Origin of the sequence: Algoriphagus ratkowskyi, assembly GCF_002150505.1 — a bacterium.
GTDB classification, from domain to species: domain Bacteria; phylum Bacteroidota; class Bacteroidia; order Cytophagales; family Cyclobacteriaceae; genus Algoriphagus; species Algoriphagus ratkowskyi.
Map to the genome: position 1 here is coordinate 64,365 of NZ_MSSV01000009.1, position 25,270 is coordinate 89,634.

Annotated in this window: 24 protein-coding genes and 1 pseudogene; 12 read left to right on the forward strand and 13 right to left on the reverse strand. The window is 38.5% G+C overall.

Annotation, left to right across the window (positions count from 1 at the left end; genetic code table 11):
• Nucleotide 1: 1 nt before the first annotated feature.
• The 4 genes from BVH02_RS11480 to BVH02_RS11495 form a co-directional block, all read right to left on the reverse strand.
• Nucleotides 2-1,135, reverse strand: coding sequence for an efflux RND transporter periplasmic adaptor subunit (locus BVH02_RS11480; RefSeq protein ID WP_086501597.1), 1,134 nt, complete (start codon nt 1,133-1,135; stop codon nt 2-4).
• Between the two features lie 254 nt (nt 1,136-1,389).
• Entirely contained in the window at nt 1,390-2,769 is a 1,380-nt protein-coding gene (locus BVH02_RS11485) for a TolC family protein (RefSeq protein ID WP_086501598.1), read from the reverse strand.
• Nucleotides 2,770-2,811: 42 nt separating this feature from the next.
• The gene (locus BVH02_RS11490; RefSeq protein ID WP_086501599.1) at nt 2,812-3,438 is read right to left on the reverse strand and encodes a TetR/AcrR family transcriptional regulator; all 627 of its coding nucleotides are present in this window, start codon (nt 3,436-3,438) and stop codon (nt 2,812-2,814) included.
• Between the two features lie 507 nt (nt 3,439-3,945).
• Nucleotides 3,946-4,500, reverse strand: a complete 555-nt coding sequence (locus BVH02_RS11495; protein ID WP_086501600.1) for an REP-associated tyrosine transposase — start codon at nt 4,498-4,500, stop codon at nt 3,946-3,948.
• Nucleotides 4,501-5,383: 883 nt separating this feature from the next.
• On the opposite strand from BVH02_RS11495, the gene purL reads away from it, so the two are divergent.
• Complete coding sequence (gene purL, locus BVH02_RS11500; RefSeq protein WP_086501601.1) at nt 5,384-9,064, forward strand: phosphoribosylformylglycinamidine synthase; 3,681 nt, start codon at nt 5,384-5,386, stop codon at nt 9,062-9,064.
• 178 nt (nt 9,065-9,242) lie between these two features.
• Here the strand turns inward: purL and BVH02_RS11505 are convergent, their stop codons facing one another.
• The 5 genes from BVH02_RS11505 to BVH02_RS11525 form a co-directional block, all read right to left on the reverse strand.
• A complete protein-coding gene (locus BVH02_RS11505; RefSeq protein WP_086501602.1) occupies nt 9,243-9,617 on the reverse strand; it encodes a hypothetical protein in 375 nt (124 codons plus the stop codon).
• Between the two features lie 6 nt (nt 9,618-9,623).
• Nucleotides 9,624-10,130 carry a tetratricopeptide repeat protein gene (locus tag BVH02_RS11510; RefSeq protein WP_086501603.1) on the reverse strand — a complete coding sequence of 169 codons (507 nt, stop codon included), beginning with the start codon at nt 10,128-10,130 and terminating at the stop codon, nt 9,624-9,626.
• A gap of 312 nt (nt 10,131-10,442) precedes the next feature.
• Complete coding sequence (locus BVH02_RS11515) at nt 10,443-10,724, reverse strand: hypothetical protein (protein WP_086501604.1); 282 nt, start codon at nt 10,722-10,724, stop codon at nt 10,443-10,445.
• 3 nt (nt 10,725-10,727) lie between these two features.
• On the reverse strand, nt 10,728-10,997 hold the full coding sequence (locus BVH02_RS11520; protein WP_143244207.1) for a hypothetical protein: 270 nt from the start codon (nt 10,995-10,997) through the stop codon (nt 10,728-10,730).
• 478 nt (nt 10,998-11,475) lie between these two features.
• Complete coding sequence (locus BVH02_RS11525) at nt 11,476-11,658, reverse strand: hypothetical protein (protein WP_086501606.1); 183 nt, start codon at nt 11,656-11,658, stop codon at nt 11,476-11,478.
• Between the two features lie 465 nt (nt 11,659-12,123).
• Between BVH02_RS11525 and BVH02_RS11530 the strand changes: the two genes are divergently transcribed.
• The 5 genes and pseudogenes from BVH02_RS11530 (at nt 12,124) to BVH02_RS11545 (ending at nt 15,291) form a co-directional block, all read left to right on the forward strand.
• The gene (locus BVH02_RS11530) at nt 12,124-12,588 is read left to right on the forward strand and encodes a PIN domain-containing protein (RefSeq protein WP_086501607.1); all 465 of its coding nucleotides are present in this window, start codon (nt 12,124-12,126) and stop codon (nt 12,586-12,588) included.
• Nucleotides 12,578-12,733 (forward strand): hypothetical protein, encoded by a 156-nt coding sequence (locus tag BVH02_RS21405; protein WP_158093884.1) that lies wholly within the window; start codon nt 12,578-12,580, stop codon nt 12,731-12,733. The genes BVH02_RS11530 and BVH02_RS21405 overlap by 11 nt, the downstream gene beginning before the upstream one ends.
• Nucleotides 12,734-13,051: 318 nt before the next feature.
• Nucleotides 13,052-13,357 (forward strand): annotated as a pseudogene (locus BVH02_RS11535) (phosphoribosylformylglycinamidine synthase subunit PurQ); the annotation flags it as partial.
• Between the two features lie 238 nt (nt 13,358-13,595).
• Nucleotides 13,596-14,129 (forward strand): hypothetical protein, encoded by a 534-nt coding sequence (locus tag BVH02_RS11540; protein WP_086501609.1) that lies wholly within the window; start codon nt 13,596-13,598, stop codon nt 14,127-14,129.
• A gap of 328 nt (nt 14,130-14,457) precedes the next feature.
• Nucleotides 14,458-15,291 carry a hypothetical protein gene (locus BVH02_RS11545; protein WP_143244208.1) on the forward strand — a complete coding sequence of 278 codons (834 nt, stop codon included), beginning with the start codon at nt 14,458-14,460 and terminating at the stop codon, nt 15,289-15,291.
• 331 nt (nt 15,292-15,622) lie between these two features.
• Here BVH02_RS11545 and BVH02_RS21765 read toward each other — a convergent pair whose 3' ends face one another.
• Both BVH02_RS21765 and BVH02_RS21770 read right to left on the reverse strand, forming a co-directional pair.
• On the reverse strand, nt 15,623-15,916 hold the full coding sequence (locus tag BVH02_RS21765; protein WP_223271865.1) for a hypothetical protein: 294 nt from the start codon (nt 15,914-15,916) through the stop codon (nt 15,623-15,625).
• Nucleotides 15,913-16,149 (reverse strand): transposase, encoded by a 237-nt coding sequence (locus BVH02_RS21770; protein ID WP_223271864.1) that lies wholly within the window; start codon nt 16,147-16,149, stop codon nt 15,913-15,915. The genes BVH02_RS21765 and BVH02_RS21770 overlap by 4 nt, the downstream gene beginning before the upstream one ends.
• 344 nt (nt 16,150-16,493) lie before the next feature.
• Here BVH02_RS21770 and BVH02_RS11555 point away from each other — a divergent pair, with 344 nt between their 5' ends.
• The 3 genes from BVH02_RS11555 to BVH02_RS21655 all read left to right on the forward strand — a co-directional run bounded on the left by BVH02_RS11555 (nt 16,494) and on the right by BVH02_RS21655 (nt 19,467).
• Nucleotides 16,494-18,293: a DUF885 domain-containing protein gene (locus BVH02_RS11555; protein WP_086501611.1), complete on the forward strand. Its 1,800-nt coding sequence runs from the start codon at nt 16,494-16,496 to the stop codon at nt 18,291-18,293.
• A 189-nt stretch (nt 18,294-18,482) separates the two neighbouring features.
• Nucleotides 18,483-19,139: an endonuclease/exonuclease/phosphatase family protein gene (locus BVH02_RS11560; protein ID WP_205635732.1), complete on the forward strand. Its 657-nt coding sequence runs from the start codon at nt 18,483-18,485 to the stop codon at nt 19,137-19,139.
• Between the two features lie 4 nt (nt 19,140-19,143).
• The gene (locus tag BVH02_RS21655; protein ID WP_205635733.1) at nt 19,144-19,467 is read left to right on the forward strand and encodes an endonuclease/exonuclease/phosphatase family protein; all 324 of its coding nucleotides are present in this window, start codon (nt 19,144-19,146) and stop codon (nt 19,465-19,467) included.
• A gap of 204 nt (nt 19,468-19,671) precedes the next feature.
• Here BVH02_RS21655 and BVH02_RS11565 read toward each other — a convergent pair whose 3' ends face one another.
• A complete protein-coding gene (locus BVH02_RS11565) occupies nt 19,672-20,838 on the reverse strand; it encodes a hypothetical protein (RefSeq protein ID WP_086501612.1) in 1,167 nt (388 codons plus the stop codon).
• 355 nt (nt 20,839-21,193) lie between these two features.
• On the reverse strand, nt 21,194-21,652 hold the full coding sequence (locus BVH02_RS11575; protein WP_086501614.1) for a COG2426 family protein: 459 nt from the start codon (nt 21,650-21,652) through the stop codon (nt 21,194-21,196).
• 708 nt (nt 21,653-22,360) lie between these two features.
• On the opposite strand from BVH02_RS11575, the gene BVH02_RS11580 reads away from it, so the two are divergent.
• From BVH02_RS11580 to BVH02_RS11590, 3 genes are all read left to right on the forward strand, one after another.
• On the forward strand, nt 22,361-22,594 hold the full coding sequence (locus BVH02_RS11580; protein ID WP_146260387.1) for a hypothetical protein: 234 nt from the start codon (nt 22,361-22,363) through the stop codon (nt 22,592-22,594).
• Nucleotides 22,595-22,701: 107 nt separating this feature from the next.
• Nucleotides 22,702-24,306 carry a SulP family inorganic anion transporter gene (locus BVH02_RS11585; RefSeq protein ID WP_086501616.1) on the forward strand — a complete coding sequence of 535 codons (1,605 nt, stop codon included), beginning with the start codon at nt 22,702-22,704 and terminating at the stop codon, nt 24,304-24,306.
• A gap of 30 nt (nt 24,307-24,336) precedes the next feature.
• Entirely contained in the window at nt 24,337-24,987 is a 651-nt protein-coding gene (locus BVH02_RS11590) for a carbonic anhydrase family protein (RefSeq protein ID WP_086501617.1), read from the forward strand.
• Nucleotides 24,988-25,270 lie beyond the last annotated feature (283 nt).

Sequence of the window (25,270 nt, forward strand, 5' to 3'; positions counted from 1 at the left end):
ATTACTGCTGAGCTACGTTCACGTTGAAATTATCTCCTACTTCTCGAAAGCCTTTGTCTACAAGCACTTCGTTCCCTTCTATTCCTTTTAGGATTTCGGTATCCCTGTCAAAACTTTTCCCTCTTTCCACATACTTTTTCTTGGCTACTCCACCCTCAACCACAAAAATGTAATCACCTCTATTATCACTTAGTATAAGATAACTCGGCACAATGACTGCATCATTATTTTCGTAATCCTGAATCTTTAAAACAGAAATCATATTCGGTTTTACCATTGGAATCCTTGGCAGAAAAACTTCCACTTTGAAGGTTCTATTGTTAGAGTTGATGATGGCACCTACAGCAGACACTTTAGTTTGTAGCGACTGATTGATTGAAGGAAAACTTACATCTACAGAATCTCCTTTGGAAAGTACTCCAACGTATGACTCAGAAATATCTGCTTCAATAAATAGATCACTATCACCCACAAACTGAAACATGGAGGCACCTGGCTGTACTAATTCTCCCAATCTTACCTGAACAGTTTCGATAGTTCCTGCGAAGGGAGCACGAATTATAGCTTTCGCAAGCTCAGTCTTCACAGAGGCAAGATTTCTTTCCAAACCTTCCTTTCTATTTTTTGCTTCCAAAAACTGTACTTCTGTACCGATTTGCTGATTCCAAAGTCGTTCTTGCTTTTCAAATAAGGTATTGGCCAGATCCATGTTATTCTCCAATTCATCTATAGATCTCTGAATAGACTCGGAATCAATACGTGCCAGAACAGCGCCTTTTTCCACTCTCATACCTTCTACAGCTGGCACTTCAAGGATTCTACCAGATGTTTCAGCACTGATATTCACATTTTTCTTAGAAAGTACAGAACCTGTCACTTCTACATAATGCTCAAACCTTCCCCTCTTCGCCTGAGCTGTGGTAATGAGAATTGATTTCTGATTCGCTTTTGCATAGTCAGGATCAAGTTGCATCAACTCCGCTTCAATTTCTTTTATCTGATTGGCGATTTCGTTTGACTCAGTCTTAAGACTCTCCAGTTCAGCTTTTTTAGCTTCCACTCCTTCTTCTTTGGCACAGGAAAGAGCCAAGAAGGCTAGCGCAATTAGTGGTAAAAATCTATGTGTTACTTTCATATGATTACAATTTGTTTTTTAACTGTCATATGGAATCTCGCAAGGCTTTTTGTTATGCCTGTTTGTGGCTTATGAGTCTTGCTCGATTTCAACTGATGATATTTTTTTTTAACTGTCATCCCGATTACTATCGGGAGAAATCTCGTATAGGAAACTCATCCTAATGTGGGATGGTTTGCAGCTACTTGATTTCATGATTTTTTTGATAATGTGGTAGTTGTTTACTTCTCTTTAGGCAAAAAAGGAAGGTTAGGTTAATCGTTAATTCCCTCTTTTAATATTCCAAGAGCCTTTTCCAAATCTACTTTGGAAATCAATCCATCGTAAAGTGCGCCTAGGTAATTGATTTCTGATTCTATCAATGCAGCATCTGCTTCCACCACCTCTAGGTTAGAGCCCACACCTTCATTGTATTTAATTTTTGAAATATCATATACTTCTTGCGCCAAGGCCATATTCTCCTTTTGCACATTCATGATATTCAAATCATTCTTCAAATTAGTTTTAGCTTGAAAAATCTCGAGAGAGATATTATCATCTAGAAAATAACGTTGATTATTCAATTGATCCAGTTGGATACGGTTTCTCTGGATACGCGCACTTTTCAAAAAGCCATCAAAAATTGGAATTTGCATCGTGACACCTAGTAGTGAGCTACTAAACCAATTTCGATTATCATAGATGTTACCCAACTCATTGGAGGCGCCAGATCGCTGATAGTTTGCATTAAGTGTGATTTTTGGAATGTATTGCACCGTATTATTTCTCAAATCCAGTCCCACTAATTCTAAATTTTTCTCCAGTTGACTGACTTCCACTCTTGTCACTCCTTCCATAGTCAACAACTGATTCAATTGATCTCCAGGATTTAAATCTGCTAAGGTTTCTGTAATCAGAATATCATAATCTTTAGGTAGGCCCATTTGAATTTTCAGCAATTGCTTACTGATCTCATAGGCGGTGCGGCTGCGCTCTACCTGGGTGTAAGTGTTGTTACGCTGAACTTGGATTCGCGACACATCAATTTTTTCCGCTAATCCAGCCTCATAGATTGCTTTGGTTTCATCCAAAAGTGAATCAATCCTCGTGAGATTAGCCTCAGCAAGTTTGATACGTTCTTTATTCACCAAAACGCCAAAATAGGCTTTCTTCACATTTACGAGAACATCATTCTCAGTTTTAATCCTATCATATTCTGTAAGCTCACGAAGGGTTTTTGAAGCTCTCAATCCGACAAAGAAAGATCCATCAAACAGCATCTGACTCGCAGTCACTCCCAAACCCGATTGATAGCTTACACCAAATCTTGCTGGAATTACATCCGAGTCAATACTTGGATCTCCGAAAGGAGGCTCATTTGGAAGAAAGATCACCTGAATAGCAGGATTGTAATTGAAATTAAATGATCCATTAATCTGGGGAAGACCTTTGGACAACTCCTCTTTCACCGTAGTCTCGGCTATTAAAAGCTCCAACTTGGCATTCTTCGCATCCACATTATTCTCCAAAGCATACTCAAGAGTCTCCTTAAGATTGAGTTGTAGCGTCTCCCTGGGCGGAGCTTCTTGTGCAGTAGCTTGTAACTTGAATAAACTCAAGGCAATAACTACTAAATAAATCTTTGATTTAAACATGATATAATTCTAAAAGGATCTTTTCTCTGTTAATTACTAGGGTTAGACTGTTTCTATTCCCTGTGTTATTTTATCTGACTTTTGCTTCTGCAAATAAGCCTGTCTGCCTTTTTCGGTAAATATTCCATGGAGGAAATGATCCAACATTTCTAAGTGAAGCGTTAAAAGGCTAAATTCTTTATTAGCAGAGCTCTGGCTCATCATGGTGGCGCTAATTTGATCCACCCTCATATTTGCTAAAATCTTTGCGTTGATCTCTGGACGAAAGTAGCCAAGTCGCTTGCCTTTTTCAATGACACCGACGATGTCTGTCACAATAATTTCTTCCTTAAACTCATTAAACATTTTCCATACTTCAGGGAAGTATTTCTGAATTTCGAGCAGAGCCATAGGATTCAAGTTTGCAAAACGCTCACGAACAATCTTGGAAGTATAAACTAAATGCTCTATTACTCCATCCTCACCGGCCATCACTTTGTTTAACACGTATTGATCTTCTTGCAAAACCTTTGTGAAGGCATCTTTGACAAGTTGCTTTTTATCTTTGAATTCTTGATAAATAGTCTTTTTGGAAATCCCCGCCAAGCGTGCAATATCCTCCATAGTAATGGCCCTAACTCCATACTGGCTAAACTGTTCGCTTGCAATACCTAAAATCTTATCTCTCATCTACTCATTTCCACTTATTATGCGATGCAAAACTACGGAAACTTTGAACAACACAAAAGTTTCCACCGTCTCAAAAACGAACAATCTTCGGTGTTAAAAGAAAAATTATATAGAAAAGCGTGCGAAAATGGACATTAAGTTGCTCTATTAGAATTTAAGATGGTAGAAAGTTAAAAGTAAGTAGCAAGACATAAGTATCAAGACTTTAGATTTTAGACAGGTTTGGTTCAAGTCTTTAGAGTGTCTGATTCAAAAGAGTGCCTGGTTCAAGTCTTTAGACTTGGACCACAGCAATGAAGTCTCCTGACTTCCGTTTCAATTTTAAACTATAGCAGTCTGAAGACTGCATTGGAAATAGACACAAGTAATGAGACTTGCGCCAATTAAGTATAATAAACAAGTCTGGTTCAAGTCTTCAGACTTGGACCACAGCAATGAAGTCTCCTGACTTCCATTTCATTTTCAAACCATAGCAGGCTGAAGACTGCATTAAACCCAATTAGTCAACTATTGAATATGAATCACATCAATCAATTTTTCTGGAAAACCTGCATAGCTTGATGCGCTGCTATAGACATAATCCTCAGCTGAATACACCAATCCGGCAATTACTGGATTCTGGTGTATGTAATGGAGACATCTACTGATCCTTTCATTTGTATTTAGCTCAATAGGATGATTATGTTGTTGCCATAATTGAAAATTCGTGTTGTTTGAGTTTTTTGCCCCCGCTTTCCTAAAATGATCAAGCAAAAACTCTTTTCTGCTTTCATCTTGGCTGGTCTGGATACATTTAAGTATTTCTGTAGCAGTAAATTTTTTGAAGTCACGTATAATTGCCTCGATGGTTGGTTCACTGTTTCTGCCAATGATCAAATGAATATGACTTGACATGATGCTAAATGCACACAAGTCCAAGCCTTTATTGTTTTGGCAGTATTTTAAAGATTCTATCAGGATATCTCTATAGTGCTTTCGAGTGAAGAGATCTATCCATTCTACTATCGTGAAAGTGACAAAATATAGTTTCTCCTGATCTCTGATTTTGTATTTTCTGCTCATTTAAAAAATGATTTGGCAACTACTAGTAAGTTACTTAAAAGTGAACTATAATTTTTCATGAAATAGGTATATATCGTATCTGGTTCAAGTCTTCAGACTGGACCTACAATAATGAAGTCTCCTGACTTCTATTTCATTTTCAAACCATAGCAGTCTGAAGACTGCATTGGGTTAGGCACAAGTCATGAGACTTGCGCCAATTAGGGTCTTTAGAGTGTCTGATTCAAAAGAGTGCCTGGTTCAAGTCTTCAGACTTGGACCACAGCATTGAAATCTCCCGACTTACGTTTCAATTTCAAACCGTAGCAGTCTGAAGACTGCATAGGAATAGGCACAAGTCATGAGACTTGCGCCAATCAAGGCTTAACTGTGAATTGGATTTTAAACCTTTAGAACCATACTTTATCAGTCAAAAATGACTATAATAGGTATCTTAGTAAGCTAGGCAGCAGGTAACAGTTTATCCTTTAAACTTAATTCTAACTCATGTTTCCAACTTCGTCACTTTATCACAGAGCTTTTCGTTTTCCAAAAACGTATATGAGACGCAGGAAATTTCTTGCTTCAATGGTAGTCAGCTCACCTGGCATAATCAGGCCTAAGACGAAAGGATGGTTTCTTTTTTTTAAAGATAAATTGGTTTCAAAAACACGGGAAATTTGAATAAAAAAGCAATCTCATCTGATTAAGCCTCTTGCTTCGTTCACAAAAATTTGAAACAGGTTACACCTCCTCACAAGGACGAGCACCTATAAATTGTCACTGTAACTTGTGACTGATCACTATATTTCCCTTCCCGCAGCAGTGGACACGTTATTTCCATTTTCAAATTTTTCAATCTACGCCTCAATTCCGTACCTTTGAAGCTTACCAGCCAAAGGACATGATTTTCTTCTTTGAATCCCCTCTCAAAACCGTTTACGCTGTACAATCTCCACAACCTTTCGCATCCGAAGACTTAGAAAAGCTGACTTGGCTTTTCGGCGGAGCTACAGCAATTAGCAACCCATCGCTCACCGGAAATTATTCAGGACCTCGCAAGGAAATGATTACTCCATGGTCAACTAATGCAGTGGAAATCACCGCAAACATGGGGGTCCCTGGCGTCATCCGTGTAGAGGAGTTCTTTCCAATGAATGAAGGAGACAGCATAGACCCAATGCTTCAGCATAAGTTTGATGGACTGGATCAGGAGATTTTTGATATACACTTGCAGCCAGAAGCGATCGTAGAAATCAACGATATCGCTGCATACAGCAAGGCAAATGGCTTGGCGCTTAGCCAGGAAGAGGTAGATTATTTGGATAATATTTCCAAGCAATTGGAGAGACCACTGACGGATTCTGAGGTTTTCGGATTTTCTCAAGTGAACTCGGAGCATTGCCGACACAAGATTTTCAACGGTACTTTTATAATAGATGGAGTAGAAAAGCCACAGACGCTTTTCCAACTCATCAAAGAAACTGCTAAAGCGCATCCTAACCGTATCGCTTCTGCTTACAAGGACAACGTAGCCTTTGTTGGTGGTCCAAAAGCACAACAATTCGCACCGAAAACAGCGTATCAGGCTGACTTCTTCGAAACTCGTGAGATCGAAACAGTAATTTCCCTAAAAGCTGAAACACACAACTTCCCAACTACCGTGGAGCCTTTCAACGGCGCGGCCACTGGAGCTGGTGGAGAAATCAGAGATCGTATGGCTGGCGGAACTGCCTCTATTCCTTTGGCGGGAACGGCAGTTTACATGACTTCTTATCCTCGTTCCGAGAAAGGAAGATCTTGGGAAAGCAAGCTTGCTGAGCGTCCTTGGCTGTACCAAACGCCTATGGATATCCTGATCAAAGCTTCCAACGGAGCTTCTGATTTTGGAAATAAATTTGGTCAGCCGCTGATCTGTGGATCTGTTTTGACTTTCGAGCATGAGGAAGATGGCAAGCACCACGGTTTTGACAAAGTAATCATGCTGGCTGGTGGCGTAGGCTTCACCAATGCTAAATACACCAAAAAGAACGAACCAAAAGCCGGTGATCAGATTGTGATCATGGGTGGTGACAACTATAGAATCGGAATGGGCGGTTCGGCGGTTTCTTCCCTGAATACCGGAGAACTTTCCAACGCAATCGAGCTTAATGCAATTCAGCGTTCCAATCCTGAGATGCAAAAGCGTGTTTCCAATGTGATCCGCGCTATGGCCGAAAGCGAAAACAACCCAATCATTTCCATCCACGATCACGGAGCTGGCGGACATTTGAACTGCCTTTCTGAACTCGTGGAAGATGCTGGGGGAACAATCCACATCGACCAACTTCCAGTAGGTGACCCTACCCTTTCTTCCAAAGAGATCATCGGAAACGAATCTCAGGAACGTATGGGATTGGTGATTGGCAAAAAAGACGTAGATACTTTGCATCAGATCTCCGACCGTGAGCGCGCGCCATTCTATGTGGTGGGTGAGACCACTGGAGATATGCATTTCAAATTTGAAAATAGCAAAACTGGCGAGAAGCCGGTGGACTGGAACCTCAGCTACATGTTCGGCTCTTCTCCTAAGACCATTTTGGAAGATGATACCACCAACGCATCTTTTGCGGAAGCAAACTACGAAGCTGACCTGATCCAAGCATATATCCGCGAGGTATTGCAACTGGAAGCAGTGGCCTGTAAGGATTGGTTGACCAATAAAGTCGATAGATCCGTGACGGGTCGTGTAGCTACGCAGCAGACCGTCGGCGAGATCCAACTTCCGCTGAATGACGTCGCCGTAATGGCATTAGACTTTACTGGAAATAAAGGAATCGCAACTTCCATCGGCCATGCCCCAGTGGCAGCTTTGGCAAATCCAGAAGCAGGTAGCCGATTGGCGATCGCTGAGGCGATGACCAACTTGATCTTCGCACATATTCAAGATGGCTTGCAGGGAATTTCTCTTTCTGCCAACTGGATGTGGCCTGCGAAAAACAAAGGCGAAAACGACAGACTTTATAGAGCGGTAGAAGCAGTTTCTGAATTTGCGATTGAGATAGGTGTGAATATCCCTACGGGAAAAGACTCCCTTTCTATGACTCAGAAATATCCTGATGGAAAAACGGTTTATTCTCCAGGTACGGTGATTATCTCCACGGTAGGCGAGTGTAGCGACATCAAGAAAACTGTGAAAACAGCACTACAACCTATCAAAGGAAGTAGAATCCTGTACATAGATTTTTCTAAGGATGAGTTCAAACTGGCTGGATCCAGCTTCTATCAGGCCTTGAACAAGGTTGGAACAGAAACTCCAGACGTCAAAAACCCTAGATACTTTGCAAAAGCATTTACGGCTGTTCAGGATTTGATTGATCAGACTTGGATCCTTGCAGGCCATGATATCTCTTCAGGTGGATTGGTTACGGCCCTTTTGGAAATGTGTTTCCCTACTCAGAATGTAGGCTTGAAAGTAAAACTAGACCGACTTCATGAAGGAGATTTGGTGAAAGCATTATTCGCTGAGAATCCAGGAATCCTGATTCAAGTAGAAGATGATCACGCAGTGGAAGCCTTATTGGTGGAAGCTGACATTGATTATGTGGAACTGGCGAAAGTGACTGACTCTGGAAACATCGAGTTTGCAGGAAAAGACCTGACGCTGGACATCGCTGATCTTCGTGATGTATGGTTTAGATCTTCTTATTTATTAGATAGAAAGCAAAGCGGTGAGCAACTTGCCAAAGACCGTTTTGACAATTATAAAAATCAGCCACTTTCTTATGACTTCGCTGAAGGCTGGAAAGGTAGTTTCGAGACTGCTGGATTAGATCCATTCCGTACCGAAAAGGGTAAGGCGAAAGCAGCGATTATCCGTGAGAAAGGCGTGAACGGCGATCGCGAGATGGCTTATTCACTCTGGCTGGCAGGATTCGAAGTGAAGGACATTCACATGACTGATCTGATTGCCGGTCGAGAAAATCTGGAAGATGTGCAGATGATCGTCTTCGTGGGTGGATTCTCCAACTCCGATGTACTAGGTTCGGCCAAAGGCTGGGCAGGTGCATTCCTCTACAATCCAAAAGCCAAGCAAGCACTGGACAACTTCTACGCTAGACCAGACACCTTGAGTTTGGGTGTATGTAACGGTTGTCAACTGATGGTAGAACTTGGCCTGGTCACACCAGATCACACCGACAAACCAAAGATGCTACACAATGCATCCCATAAGTTCGAATCTACCTTCGTGAACGTGACTATCCCTCAAAACGAGTCAGTGATGCTAGGATCACTTAGCGGACAGAGACTAGGCGTATGGGTAGCACACGGAGAAGGTAAGTTCTCACTTCCACAAGCTGAAAGTGACTACAACTTCGCGATGAAGTACAGCTACGATGCTTACCCAGGCAATCCAAACGGTTCCGATCATGCTACAGCAGGTATCGCTTCTGCCGACGGTCGTCACTTAGCGATCATGCCCCACATCGAGCGAAGCTTGAAACTATGGAACTGGGCACATTATCCTGCTGACAGGAAGGATGATTTCACACCATGGATGGAGGCGTTTGTGAATGCCAGGGAGTGGGTGGAATCGAATTCATAAAGCTGAAATCAGAAAGCAGAAAGCAGAAGCTTGACAAAAACATTAATTCCCTCGGAGAAATCTGAGGGATTTTTTTTGAAGTCAGAATATCTTGACATAGGACTTTAGAAGAAAGTTCTAGATTTTGGAATTACTTAACCGATAAACCTTGTACAGGGCATTATTGAGCGAAAAGAAATTATCTTTCGATAATTTTAAAAAACCCATCATTTCTTTTAAAATCTTCAAGACTCTGATATTTGTTTAATTCTGATAAATTTATTTTACCAAAAAAAACTTCAGAATTACTCTCTTCACCATATTTATCTTTTTTTGTGTAAATATAAACCAGATCATAAGCCCCCGTTTTATTTCGAAATTCATCCCATATAAGTTCGTCAAATTCATCAGCATTAGTTGTTACACTGGAAGGGCCCTCAATTCCAGTTACGTATCTAAAATTATGGAGATATACTTTGTTGTTTTTGAGTTCTACACTTGGCGAATTTGAATCGCAACTTGCAACCAATAAAATGAATAGGAAAAAGAACGATTTAATAAATATTTTTCTCATACAATATTAATTACAAGCTTTATTGATAGTTAAATAAGCTTTAGAATAACCTAATTCTCCTGATTTTGACAAATCAATGCAACCACTTTCTGTTTTTCCCAATTTAATTTTAGCGATTCCTCTTTGGTAAAAGAAAAGTGAATTTTTAGGATAGTACTCTATAGCCTTAGTAAAGTCCGAAATCGCTCCAAAAAAATCACCTAGATTCCCCTTGCATTGCCCTCTTGCAGCGTAAAGCCCTCCCTCGGAGGGATTTAAATCGATCGACTTTGTGAAGTCAATTATGGCTTCCATATTTCGTTTAAGTTCTACCATTGACAGTCCTCTTGAATAATAGTAAAAAAATTCATTTGGGTTAAACATAATAGCTTCTGAGTAAAATTTTATAGAGGCTTCAAAATTCCCTTTTTCAAATTCTTCTTGCCCCCATTGAAATAATGCGACATCGGGCTTCTGGCAAAACCCTGTGACCGAATTTTGAGTGAGACAAATAAACATCAAGAAGTACTTCATTTTTTTGAAACTAGGATTAAGTGAAAGTCAAAAAATACGTATTTTCATTCTATAATATATCTAAAAATACAAAGTTAAATTGGTGTAAAAAATTAGTGGTATACAATTGAAATCCTCATCTAAGTGTAGTCAGATCATCCTTGAGATTTTGTGTAGTTTGTAACCCCCTCAAGGATTAGCCTGATCGTTCTTGAAACTGGGTGTAATTCCCTGTCTAGGCGTAGTAACATTTCTCACAACACTGGGTTAATTTGCCTACCCAACAAGCTGGCCTAAGGCTAAAAAAATCCTTAGAAACAGGGCTTTTCATTATTAAAGGGTTATTGTATTCCTGACCGCTTCCTCTGGTGTTCTGCCAATTTCGTCCATCTTGACATAATGCCTGGATTTGTCTGGCCCCAAATAAAGTTCGATCAGAATTGCCTTAGGATCTTCATTTGTATCAAGAACTTCTATCACCTCACAAGGGAATACCTCATTGGACCCAAATGAAAAATAGTATCTCTCGGACAATGAAATCTCGAAAGGCACACGATCAAAGATGTGCAGAGGCTTCACTTTCGGACTGACTTTTATTTTATTTCTCCCTTTCATTACTTAGCTAATAAAGGTAATCCCTAGTTCTCCCCCCATATTATACATCATAAACGTAAATCGCCGATTTACCTCTAGCCTATTGATGATTTCGGCTGATTCAATCCTAATCGAACAGTCTTTGAAGAGCTCTTTAAATTCATTAGGAATAGTCCAGCTGCCATTTGAGGCACCTAATCTATCCAATTCAATTTCAATTCGATCTCCAACAGGAATAGTTCTAAACCTATTACGGAGCTGTACTAAATAGGACATCTCAATACTTCCATCCATAAGATTCATTGTTTGGTTTAAAGAAAAGTACAAAATAAATGATCTTAACAAACTGAAATACAGATAAAATTTACTCAGATCCGCCACCTGTTGATTGAGGTTTATGTCAAAGATCACGGTCAAAGCCCCCCACCAAGCGTCGTCTATTCTCTTTCACTCTTGAATTTCACGAAGGCGCTGGACTGGGTGTAGTTTGCCTACCCTACTATCCGGCCCAAGGCTAAAATCATTCACAGAATGATTTTTTGACGCCTTGTCCTGCCCAAATATCCTACCCGATTTGAAATCGGAAATTACTGCAAACTAGTGTCCAGCGATGAAATCGAACTGCAAATTCTTTGTGATAGGAAGGCGTAGTTACTCCCGTCCAACTGTCGGAATTACACCTAGCACTGGTTTCTCAGGAGCTTAGCTGTATAGCACAGCCCTAGAAGTAGTTTGTAGCTACTCATCTATAACCTCTTATTTAAGAGTCGATCTAAAACCAACTTGGATTATATTTTAAATCCTCTTTAGTGATTCCATTTAGAAGATATACATCATGCTGGTCATTAACGATATGATGAAGCTTTCCTCTCGATTCTTGAAATGCGATGACCATCCTAGCTCTGCCTACATGACCATCGTTGATGTCGATAATTTGTTGTTCAGTTAAATTCATAATATTATAAATTAATTTCTCAAAGATAATTGAAAACAGAATAATTGTCAAGTAAATTGAATATAAACCAAATTTAATATATTATAATTATTTGATTTTAGAATAACAATAATTTATTATTTCGTCACAATAAAAGACATATTCCCCTCTAGGTGTAGTAACATCGCTCGTGGGAATGGGTGTAGTTTGCTCTCCCTGCAAGCTGACCCAAGGCTAAAATCATTCACAGAATGATTTCTCCACTCCTTGTCCTACCCTAATTTTCTTACCGATCTGAAATCGGAAATTACTCCAACCTAGCGTCTAGCGATGAAATCCAATTTTCAATTGGAACAAAACCATTGAATCAATATGAACTTGATATAAGATGAAGTAACAACCTTCACTGCATTGTATCTAATCAACAGGTAGATAGAAAAACACTAAGAGGAATTGACAATTCATCAAACCTTTTAAATTTGAAGAATGAAAAAACTACGGATTTATCTGGACACATCTGTTTTTGGAGGTCTATTTGATGAGGAATTCCAAGAATACATAGAACCCTTGTTCAAAAGGATTGAGAACGATGAGTTTGTAGTCATTTTTTCAAATATCACGAAGGACGAACTCTATTCCGCACCTCAAAATGTCCGACAAAAAGCCGAAGCTTTAGCACTGAAATCAACTGAATTTGTAAAATCTGACCTTGAGTCTGTCACATTGGCCAAAAGGTATATTGAGGAAGGTGTGGTAGATAAAACATCCTATGCAGATTGTCTTCACATTGCACTTGCTACCATTTACAACGCTAATATTCTCGTAAGTTGGAATTTCAAACATATTGTGAATGTGGTTCGTATTATTGGTTATAATTCCGTAAACTTAGTAGAAGGCTATAAACAACTAGACATTCGTTCACCAAGAGAACTTCTATCAAATGAAGACTAAGGAAAAACAAAAGGCAAAGAATTTCGACGCAGTGAAATACATGCGCGAGCAAAGAGATCGAATATCGAAAGACATCATGGATTTGAGTCCAGAGGAAATCGTTGCTTATTTCGAAAAACAAAAGGACAGAAAACCGGGTGTCTGATTTTTAATGAAATCCGAGCCTTCCTACCCCTTTCTAGATTGAGTCAACTCTATTTCAGTTTTGAAGCTCACGACGCCGCTAGACTATGTGTAGTTTGACCACTCTACTCCCGACAATTGTCACGGACTGGCCCAAGCCTAAAACGACAAGCCACGGAGGGTTGTTTTTTCACGGCATGTCCTTCCCTAATTTCCTGACCTATTTGTAATCGGAAACATCTCTAACCTAACGTCGGTGATGAAATCGAATTACAAATTCGTTTGAATAGGAAGGCGTAGTTACTCCCGTACGCCTATCGGATCTACGCCTAGCACCAGACAACGTCTCGGCGTATGGGTAGCACACGGAGAAGGCAAGTTCTCACTACCTCAGGCCGAAAGCGACTACAACTTCGCGATGAAGTACAGCTACGAGGCTTACCCAGGCAATCCAAACGGTTCTGATCATGCTACCGCAGGCATCGCCTCCGCAGACGGACGCCACTTAGCCATCATGCCACACATCGAGCGAAGCTTGAAGCCTTGGAACTGGGCTCACTATCCTGCGGATAGGAAGGATGATTTCACTCCTTGGATGGAGGCTTTTGTGAATGCTAAGAATTGGGTTGATTCTCATTCTTCTTAAACTTCGATATTCAGCATTCGATGTTCAGCATTCGAAATTCTTCTGATTGGAAAATTCTAAAATTGGAAGATTGAAAGATTTCGAACTACAGCCACTTACAAATCCCTTGGAGAAATCTGAGGGATTTTTTTTGGTTTTTAGGGATTTATGAGGGAAATATACCCTGTACAGGGTATAGAGTTGTCTAGAATTTGGGTTTTATTTGGCGTTCACAATTCATACGTAAATCCATGATGTTATGTATTTCCAAAATTTCAAAATCAGATTGAGAATAATAATTACGGTACTTTCAGTGTTCGTTGCGTTAGCATCTTGCAAAGAAACCTACCAGGAAGAATTACAAGTAGCTCTAGAAAAAAATTTAAATCTTCATTCAGAGATCACAAAAGCAGAGGACGAAGTTAAAAAATACAAACAACTTCTTATAGAGTGTCAGTCAGTTCAAACTAAAGAGATTGAAAAGACTATTACAGAAAACACAAAACCTAAAGTTGATCAAGGGGTCTCCAAGAATCCTGAAATTGGAATATGGAAAACTCCTGCGATATATGGGGGAGGAAATGTGAGAATATTTAAAAAGGGTAATGACTATTTTAAAACAGAATCATATCCAGATGGCACTTCATTTACACATAGAATGAGTATGACAAAGCAAGGAGAAAACCGAGTGTTTAAATCCCTAGAAAAAGTCTCGTCAGATACTTGGGTAGTAAATCAAAGCAACAAATTAAGCATAGTTGATAAAGTAGGTTTAGTATACTCAGTTGATTAATAAAGATGATTAAACATCTCAACTCAACCACTTTTTATAACTAGTATATCTGAGCAATGAAATAAAGCTCTCTACTTAGAGGAATTTTTCTTGGTTAAAAGGAAATTATGAGTTAAACACACCCTTTACAGGGTATAGAATTAAGTTGCTAAAGGGTTTTATTTGAATCACCATTACCTACACCTGAAATCTATAACTAAGTAGGCTTTTGGAATAAAAAAACATCTCTTATACTGATAATAGCAAAACATGAGGATAGGTGTAAGCTACGAAAAGAGATAGCAGATAAAAGTAACTCAAAAAAGAAACAAACTAAAATGAGAACATCATGAAATTGAAAAGCACTATTTATGTAATTGGAATTATGACAATAGTATCAAGTTGCGGAACTCCACAAATTGATTATGATAAAATAATTACTGAAAATCAGGAATTAAAAACAAATATTGAAAAAATAAAATCAGAATTGGAGGAATGTCTAAATGGAGCTGAAAAAACTATTGCAAAAGTTTTAAAAGCATACTCAGAAAAAGATTTTGTTGTTGCAAAAGAAAACATTAAAAAGCTTTCAGAAAACCATCCCGAATCCTCTAAAACCGCTGAATTCAAAGATTTATTAGAGACAATTAAAACAGAAGAATTGTCTTTAATGAAAGTAAAAGAAGCAGAAGAAAAAGAACAAATCAGATTAGCTAATATTAATAACACAGGAATGTGGAGAGTTGGACATTACGTAGATGAATTTGGAGAATCAACTAAACAAGGCTTCATAACTAATTCTTCATATATCCAAGGTGTTTTCAGCAATACTGCTACTCAAGATTCAAAACTGAATGTTAATTTTTTAATCAACAGCTCTTCAAAAATATATATTCAACTTTATGAATATGCTGGAAACAATCCAGTTAAAGCATATTCTGCCGAAAATTATAGCGTTTTAGTTCAGGACAATGATGGTGAAAGACTAAAATTGAGAGCTACGAACTACTCTGACAGACTTGGTTTTGAAACGTCTGATTCAAAAAAATTGCACAATGCGTTATTGAAAGGCGGTAGCCTTAAATTTAAGATTTACGAAATTGACTCACCTACTACTGAATATGAATTTACAATACAGAATGTAGATTGGTATGATAATGCTCATAAGAAACTTGAAAAATAGAACAAAACTACAAACATGCATTTAAAAAAAAAGGCCAAACAGTAGTAAACATACTATTTTTGGTTGAGAATAAAGATAGGTGTTTGTAACTATACACTAATATCCTAACCGGTTTGTAATCGAAATCCAACTCAAGCTAAAGTCCAGCATGAATTCAAATTGCAAATTATTAACGATGCCATGCGAAGTTATAAACTACGCCTAGCGCCATTCCACCACCAACTCTAATTTCAAGAAAGGAAACATTTTATCATCGAAACAGAATTACAAATTCATTTAGAAGCAAAAACTTACAAACTACGCCTAGCGTCCGTCTGATCAAATTAAGCCGCTACCAATAATCGACATCAATCAATCCTTTCAAACCAGAATAGTTCCTGGCGCTCGAATACAGATAATCTTCTTCCATTTCAACTATCCCTGCCCGAACTGGATTTTCATGGATGTACTTCATTCTACTTTCAATCATGTCGGGCCTTGACAATTCAATCGCATGATTTTCATGCGTCCAGAATTGCATCCCGATGGCTATCGGGACGTCAGATCGCTTATTGAACTCGGCGTGATATTCAAATGCCTTTTTTAGCCATTCTCTTCTGCTTTCCTGAGGGTTTTCCAGGGTCATTTCAACAATTTCTTGCTGGTGTATTTCTTGAAATCTCGCACCCAATCAGACAGTTTTCCATCTTTCTGCTGGACTACTAAGTGGATGTGATTGGTCATTACCACATAGCCAAATAAATACAACCCTTTTTCTTTTCTACAATAAGTCAGGTTTGTAAGAACCAAATCCTGATATACTTGTCTGGAAAAAACATCCGCCCATCCAACAACTTGAAAAGTCAAGAAGTATAGCATTTCATGAGTTTGAAGTTTAATTTTATTGGCCTCATGGAATCTCGCATGGATGGTAACTACCTCATTTTTCAGATCTAATTTTGCTCGATTTCCTGGTCTCTAATCTGGTAAGCTTCATCCATAGAATGAAAATAATTCCAATTGAGCGAATTACAAATTCTTTGTCATATAAAGGTGTAGTTACTGCCGTACGGCTGTCGGGACTACACCTAGTCCAAGGCTTTGCACTTAGTGTAGTCTCGAAAGTTCCGCATAACCTTAACCACAACTTTTAACACAATTACCTATACTTGTAATGTCTCAATTTGAAAACATTTTGCCATCCACAATCAATCATCACATAAATGAAGCAACCTCTAATTCTCACCTTTCTTATTCTACTGTCTTACGGATGCAAAGAGAAAGCATCAGATCTATTTTCAATTGATACGATTTTTGAAGAGTATTATAAATTCAAAGATCGTATCAATCCAATTGAGGCAACAAAAGGCGGCAATTACGAATACAATGATTTTATAGCGAATTACATTTCTGATGACTATCAAGAAGACTTGAGAAAGAATTACTCTCACTTTTTGAATGTGTTAGCAGAATTGGATACCACAGCACTATCAGAAGCGGACCTGTTGAGCATGAAAGTGATGAAATGGGACTGTGAGGTGAAGTTGGAAGGCCTAAATAATTCCATCGTAACCATGGCATCCCCGATTTATAACTTACCTAGTTTTGAATTGATGCCAATATTTCAAATACAGTCCTTGCATCTATATGTTGCGCAATTGGCAGCTGGAGGGAGTGTTCAGCCTTTTGAAACCGTTGAAGACTATGACAATTGGTTGAAAAGAGTGGATGACTACCTTATTTTTCTGGATACTTCTATTGCTATGATGAAGGAAGGGATGTCTAAAGGCATCGTGCTACCGAAGTCACTGGCTCAAAAAATAATCCCTCAATTGGATGAGTTCATCACCAACCCAGTTGATGCGCATTTATTCTACAAGCCAATCGTAGCCATGCCTGAAAGCATCAACGAGGCCGAGAAAAGTCGCATTTCTGGGGAATATAGCGCGATGATTACAGAGAAGTTGAAGCCAAAATACACAGAACTTAAGCAGTTTTTGGTTAATGAGTATTTGCCAGCCTGTAGAGAAACTTCAGGAATTGGTGCTTTGCCAAATGGAACAGAAACATACAATTATCTGATCAAGCTGCATACCACTACCAATATGACAGCTGATGAGATTCATGAACTTGGGAAATCTGAAGTGGCTCGCATTCTGATTGAAATGGAGGAGGCGAAAAATAAAATAGGCTTCAAAGGTGACATCAAAGCATTCTTTGAGTCAGTCCGTAACAGTCCAGAACAAATGCCTTTTACTGACCCTCAACAAGTAATTGACAATTTTAACAGCATTAAGGAAAGAATTAATGTGACGCTGAATCAGGTTTTTGACTTGAAACCTAAAGCAGATTTTGTGGTGAGACGTACTGAAGCTTTTCGCGAAGCCTCCGCAAGTGCTGAATATGTTCCTGGAACAAAAGATGCTTCAAGACCAGGAATTTTTTATGTACCAATACCTGATGTTACAAAATACAATACCTATTCTGATGAAGCACTTTTTCTCCATGAAGCCATTCCTGGCCACCATTATCAATTATCACTGCAACAGGAAAATAAAGATTTGCCGGAATTTCTACATCCAGAAAGCATGGGAGTCTTTGTAGAAGGTTGGGGGTTGTATGCAGAATCATTAGGAACTGAACTTGGTCTTTACGAAGATCCTATTCAGTATTTTGGAATGCTCAGTATGGAAATGCATCGTGCGATTCGCTTGGTAGTGGATACTGGAATTCATAGTAAAGGATGGACACGCGAACAAGCCATTCAATATTCGTTGGACAATGAAGCAGAATCTGAAGAATCGGTGATTGCAGAAATTGAACGTTATATGGCCACTCCAGGCCAAGCTTTGTCCTATAAAATCGGTCAATTAAAAATTAGAGAATTAAGAACCAAAGCCGAAAACAAGCTAGGTAGCAAGTTTAGCATTACGGAGTTTCACAATCAAGTACTAAATTCTGGAAGCTTGCCTCTAATATTGTTGGAAGAAAAAATTGATAACTGGATTAATTCACAAATTTAGATTCTCCTCCAATTGTCGTAGTCAATTTGCCTTGAGTTCTCAGGCGACATTTCAGTTTTGCATAAATCAAATAGTGACAGCGATGAACAGTTCGAAGAGTAACTAATTTCTGGTGTAAGAAAAAAACCTTAAACCAAAGAAACGCGACAGACTAAAAACATATATTGAACCGACATAATTTGAGACCCAATGAGAAAATTTATTCACATTCTAATTATTGTAATTTCAAGTATCCTTACCCTTTGCGCTATACTTTCTTTGTTCAGAGATACTGAAATCCGGTATCTGAAAATGCTTGACTTTCCGCGCATACAATTTTTTATTATTACTTTATTGAGCCTGATTTCACTTTGGGTGATGACAAAGAAATGGAATTGGTATAATCTCCTATTGGTCTCTGGGTTAGTTTTTGGATTGGTAATACATGGTAAATTTTTAATCCACTACACAAGTTTGGTTGCTGTAGATGTTCCTTGGGCAGAAAAAAATATATCATTCAAGGATCAATTAAGTCTATTGCTTACTAACGTCAAAATGGAAAATAGAGAAGCACAACTTTTAATCGAACTGGTAAACCGTAAGAAACCAGATTTGATTTTGGCGATGGAGACCGACGAGTGGTGGGATGAACAACTTAAGGTTTTGGAAAAGGAATACCCTTTTTCCAAGCATACTATTAACGACGTTGCTTATGGAATGATCCTGTTCAGTAAGTTTCCTTTAGAAGATGTTGAAGTCGAATATTTAAATAATGAAAATGTACCATCTTTTGACCACTATCTCACTCACCAGCGGCAAAAAACTGACGCTTCATTCTATCCATCCGGTACCGCCAACATATTTTGAAGATTTGCCAGACAATGAGGGTCAGAAGGAAACTGCACTTCTACAAATTGGGAAAAAACTCAAGGATCGGCAATTACCTACTATTGTAGCTGGAGATATAAATGATGTAGTATGGTCTTACATGGATGAGTTGACAAACACAAAAAATATACTTTTTGACGTGAGAGTGGGGAGAGGATTTTATAATAGTTACAATGCAGAGAATATATTTATGAGATGGCCATTAGATCATGTCTATGTAACTAAGGAATTTAATTTGACAAAGTTGGAACGCTTATCTAAGATTGGTTCCGACCATTTCCCCATTTATGTAAAGTTGGGACTATGAAGATCATGAAAGCCCAGCTTGGTTTAGTCTTATATCTTTCAATTTTGAAGCTCACATTGGCGTTGGGTTTGTTGTAGTTAGCCCAAGCTACTCCCTCCAATACTTGTAGATTGGCTGCCTGTCAGTTCTTCAATTTTAGATAGAATTCATTAGCTATTGATATGAGATTCTTACTCACATTGATTTTAGGACTACGAGTGATTTCTAAAAATAATATCCCAAATTAACATTAAACCTTGCTTCCCAAGTTGCATTGGGATTTCCTTTAGCGAAATCATCTACAAAGTTCCCTCCTAGCCAGGAATGATTGTATCCTGCTGCGTAATCAATGTAGGTATAAACGTTTCCTGCAGCGACTAAAACTCCGGTGACGTTCATAAATGAATCAGTAAACCCAGATACATTTTTGCCCATAAAAGCAAAATCATTATAAAACTTCAGGCTTGAGACAGGCCCCCATTCTACAGGTACATTTCTAGCGACATTCAAGGTATAGATAGTAAAGTCTGAAGCGACTTGATAAGGAGCACCATAAGCTGCCATTGAAACTATTTCTCTTGATTCTCCAGCGGCATTTTCTGGATTATGGGCAGCGCTGATAAATTGCACTTTCACATCCCAAAGTCCTTTAGTTAATTCGTAATGAATGGACAGGGCAGAGTGATTACCCATTTCTTCAGTATCGAGATTGTACAAGCCTCCATATTGCAGCGAAATCCCTACTCTACTTAAATACTCCTTTCCAAATTTGTATACAAATTTCCCGTTGATCTGATTTGCTTCTTTGTTCCTTCCAGCTATATCGTAGGAATACCGGCTAGGGGAAATCTCCGTATTATCACCAAATTTCAATTCTTCAGCATTCTTAAAGAAAGCCAAGTGGTATTCTATTTTTTCACCTGTATGCACGTACTTCACCCCCATATCAAGATCATCTTCCAAACCAACATAATATGGCAAATTAAAAAACCAATTATTCGAATTATACTGTTGAATCCCAAAGGGAACCTGAGTTAACCCCACTTGGATCTGATTCTGATCATTAAAATTGTAACCAATCCAACCTTGCTTTAACATTCCCCCTCCAAATTCACTAGAATACAATCTGTATTCAGCATCCAGAAATATTCCTTTGTAAGAAGCTTTTGTATTTATTCTAAACAAATCGTACCCAAAATCACCACCTCGTTTTTTCTGACCATCTTTCCATGAGGATAAATTATAATTGAAACGCAGTGCGCCACCAATTTTGAGTTCCGGCTTTTCTTGTGCCACTGAGGGATAAACCTGCAGCAAAGCCATGACTATAAGAAAAAAGAACCTTTTCGCAAACAGTAAAGAATAATCTCTTTTAAATTGTCCTTGAGCCATTTATCGAATTAAAATGTTGAAATATTGCAATTAAGTGAATATAATCTCATGCAGCAAATAGTTAATATAAGCAATATGACTAGTCAATTCGTCAACTAAACTCAACTTGATTGCTAGTACTAGTCCTAGCATTATAGCTGCAATCCATTGCCCTATTTCCACTCTTTACATACAAATAGACATTGGCACCTACTTTCAATTGGAAATTGATAATCAAACGAAATGGCTCAGAGAGAATTAGCTGCTGTAACCCACCTGAGAAAAGTCCGATAGCATTTAAGTAGAACCGAACAGTAGCAGGAAGTGTTTGCACGTAATATCGGACAAAGTCTAAAAACTCTCAATTCAAAACTAATTAATTGAAACCACCTGTAGCTATTACCGTAGTGGTCCATACAATGGCGCACGAGAAGAAAATCCCTATGGTATTTGCTAAAAAAGCTTGCTTTCTATCCATGGCAAAAAGATATGCTGCAATAGAACCTGCGTACACTCCAGTGCCAGGAATAGGAAGTAGCACGAAAAACATCAAACCCCAGAAACCATACTTTTCTACATTTTTTCCTGCACCGGTTTTGGCTCTACGCCCGACAAAAATCGCTGCTTTTTTGTAATGATTCCATTTCATGAAATAACGATTCACTACGTTTAAAAAAAATGACATGAGCGGAAACACAAGCACATTGGCAATAAAGCATAGTACAAAAGCTAGGTAAATATTTACCCCATTCAATATGGCGTAAGGAATGCCGAATTTCGCTTCTCCAAAAGGGGAAATGCTCCATAACATGGCAATGAGAATCTCGAGAAACATTTTGTGGTGATTTGAGGCAGCAAAAGTAATGAATTTCTTACCTGCGACCGCTTAGTATATTTTCTAATTGATAAAAGAAACGCTTTGGCGTCCAAAAGGATTTATATTCTTTCACGATTAAACAGAATCACGCCATTAGCCTAATTAAAACCCCTATTCAACGCTACGAACCTCGATAAGCTCAGCATCCTAGCTCGATCTACGGATAAATTTAAATTTTTAGAGAGGTGGACATCTGAATATTTGCCACTCTATTCCACCTCTCCACCACGACATCTGAGAACTAACCTGTCAAGGACATTTTATTAAACTGGCAAAAAAGAGTACGACCCTAATTTTTATAAACTTGCTGTTCCTTCTTCTTACCCTCCACCTCTACCGAAACCCCTACTTCATTATAAAAACAAATTTCTGAACTATCCCTCTGAATACAAGCATGAGGTAAAAGCCACCCAAATCTTTGAAAATCACTGATTATATACATACCCCCAAAAACCATTAATTTAATCTTAAGCCTTTTTTTTTCGAAAAACGTAAAAAAACTTACACATATTAAACAATTGACATAAATTTGCGTTGAGCTTTTAGTAATTCGCTAAACCAAGCCATCAAGTAATACCATTGATTTTCAGCAAAGCCACATATAGTCTCATTGCATTCGGGTTCTTAGTCATTCTAACTTCCCTTCTAGTGGTGCCTTCTATAATCGTGTCAGCTATAGATGAAGAAGCGGATATTTCTATGGTTTATTCTTTTGCGGAAGAAGAGACTAAAGAACATGAAATCAAGATCTCCGCAAGTTTGGATGAATACACCTCTACAAGCGGCTATTTGCACGAAAGAGTATTCTCCAAATTAATTTCAGCCAAATATCACACAGTCGTATTTTCGACGATCCTATATCACCCCGGAATTATCGTTCCTCCCCCTGAGTTTTCCTGATTTTTTCTTTGACCATGACACCTTTTGCTGTTCTTGGTCAACCACCTTATCGCATAGGTAAAATCTAATTTTACCACAGCAGGAATTTTAACTCATAATTAAATTACATGAAAAGTAATAATCTATTTGCGCATCTGAAATCAGATGTTGCATCAGGTTTGGTAGTATTTCTAGTAGCACTCCCTTTATGTTTAGGAATAGCTTTGGCCTCTGGGGCACCGTTATTTGCAGGAATTATTTCAGGAATCATTGGAGGCATAGTGGTGGGATTTTTAAGCCAATCTCACATAAGTGTTTCCGGGCCAGCCGCTGGATTAACAGCACTCGTATTTGTGGCTATAGCGGATCTTGGCTATGAAGCATTTTTAGTAGCTGTTGTTTTAGCAGGAGCGATGCAATTTGTTCTTGGTCTGTTAAAAGCAGGAACAATATCTAATTACTTTCCTTCGAGTGTTATTGAAGGGATGCTTGCTGGTATTGGGATAATTATTCTTATTCAGCAAATCCCATTGGCCTTGGGTTCAGATGTGGAAGTCAGTACAGGTTTCGGAGTATTTGCAGATTTGTTTGCTGCCTTTCAAGACATCAAACCAGGCATCTTAGTGATCACTGCCGCTTCCCTAGCTGTGCTCATAATCTGGGATAAAGTCCCAGCTTTGAAGAAGCTGAAATTAGTTCCGGGAGCATTGGTAGCCGTGTCTATTGGAATATTGATCAATGGGATATTTATATTGACTGATAGTCCATTGGTAGTCACTTCCGAATACTTAGTAAGCCTGCCCGTGCCCACTAGTTTCGAAGAATTCAAAAGCATTTTCGCAATTCCATCTTATAGTGCCATACTTAATCCAGGCGTGTGGGTAGTAGCTATCACCATAACTATTGTTGCTTCGATAGAAACACTACTATGCATAGAAGCAACAGAAAGACTGGATTCATTGAAGCGATTTGTCAATACAAACGTGGAATTAAAAGCTCAAGGAATAGGTAATATAATCAGTGGAGTTTTAGGAGGATTGCCAATGACATCTGTAGTAGTGAGATCTTCTGCGAATGCGAGTGCAGGAGCAAAAACGAAAATGTCTGCCATCGTCCATGGTTTACTCCTCCTTATAAGCGTGCTAAGTATCCCAACTATTCTAAATATGATTCCAATGGCTACGCTTGCTGCAATTTTGCTCCTTATAGGTTACAAATTGGCAAATCCTGCATCTGTGAAGCATTTCTGGAAGCGGGGGAAATATCAGTTTATTCCCTTCATTGTTACAGTACTAGCGGTGGTTTTCTTAGGCTTGCTAAATGGCGTGGCATTAGGTATGATAATGAGTATAATTTTCATCCTTAGAGGTAATATTAAAAAAGCATACTTTTTCAGAAAGGAAGAATATTTAAGCGGGGATGTAATTCATGTGGACTTGGCACAGGAAGTTTCTTTCCTCAACAAGGCAGCTATAAAGCTGACTCTCTATAAACTTCCTAATAACTCGAAGGTCATTATTGACGCATCAGATACCGTATATATAGCACAGGATGTGTTGGATTTAATTAACGAATTTAAGATGGTAAATGCTGAAGAAAAAGGTATTGACCTTGTGCTCGTAGGCTTCAAGAAAGCTTATAGACTTGAAAATGATATTGACTCAAATAATAAAGTCTACATGGAAAAGCGCGTATTGAAAGAAGAAAAGTTCAGCGAATTATTCCAAGACTAATTTATCTCCCCACAATTTAACACTAATAAAATGAGAGCACATACAGCAGAAACTCAGGCATCAATCACTCCAGCTAAGGCATTAGCTATACTAAAAGAAGGCAATCAAAGATTCGTCAACAATCTGAAAATCAACAGAAATCTACTTGAGCAAGTGAATGAGACCAAAGACGGTCAATTTCCCTTCGCTGTAGTATTGAGTTGTATAGACAGCAGAACCTCAGCTGAATTGATTTTTGATCAGGGTCTAGGAGATATTTTCAGTATTAGAATTGCTGGGAATATTATTAATGAAGACATTTTAGGCAGCATGGAGTTTGCATGTAAATTAGCTGGATCAAAATTAATCGTGGTCCTTGGTCACAGTAAATGCGGAGCTATTAAAGGCGCTTGCGCAGGAGTAAAGATCGGGAACTTGACAGGTTTACTGGAAAAAGTTAATCCAGCTATACAAGATGTCAAAGATGAAATGCCAGATACAGATCCTATGGATCCAGAATTTATAAATGCAGTGGAAAAACAAAATGTGATTTGCATGATGGACACTATTATTAAACAGAGCCCCGTCCTTAAAGAACTTTATGAAAGCGGAGAAATCGGGATGATTGGGAGCTATTACGACGTAGAAACAGGTGACGTAAGTTTTATGAAAGCCAGCATAGAGGAACCAATTGCGCATTAAAGCTTAGGTATTTCCCGAGAGCTTTGCATTTCCTGTAAAAATGGGATTTGGAGTTCAAGTCCAGCAGTACTCGTTTTAAGAAGGGACAAAGGTGATTTCTTAAGATGAATGCCAAGATGATAAGTTGTCTGAGTTCGTACGAATTCATATTTTAAACTTTTGGATTAAGCAGTTTTAGCGGAATTATGTGAGAGATCATTTAATGCTGCATAAAACTGCTTTTTCATTTTCTATCTCTGAGAGTAGAACAGGCATTGAAGTCTGTAAATAGAAATCCTATTCT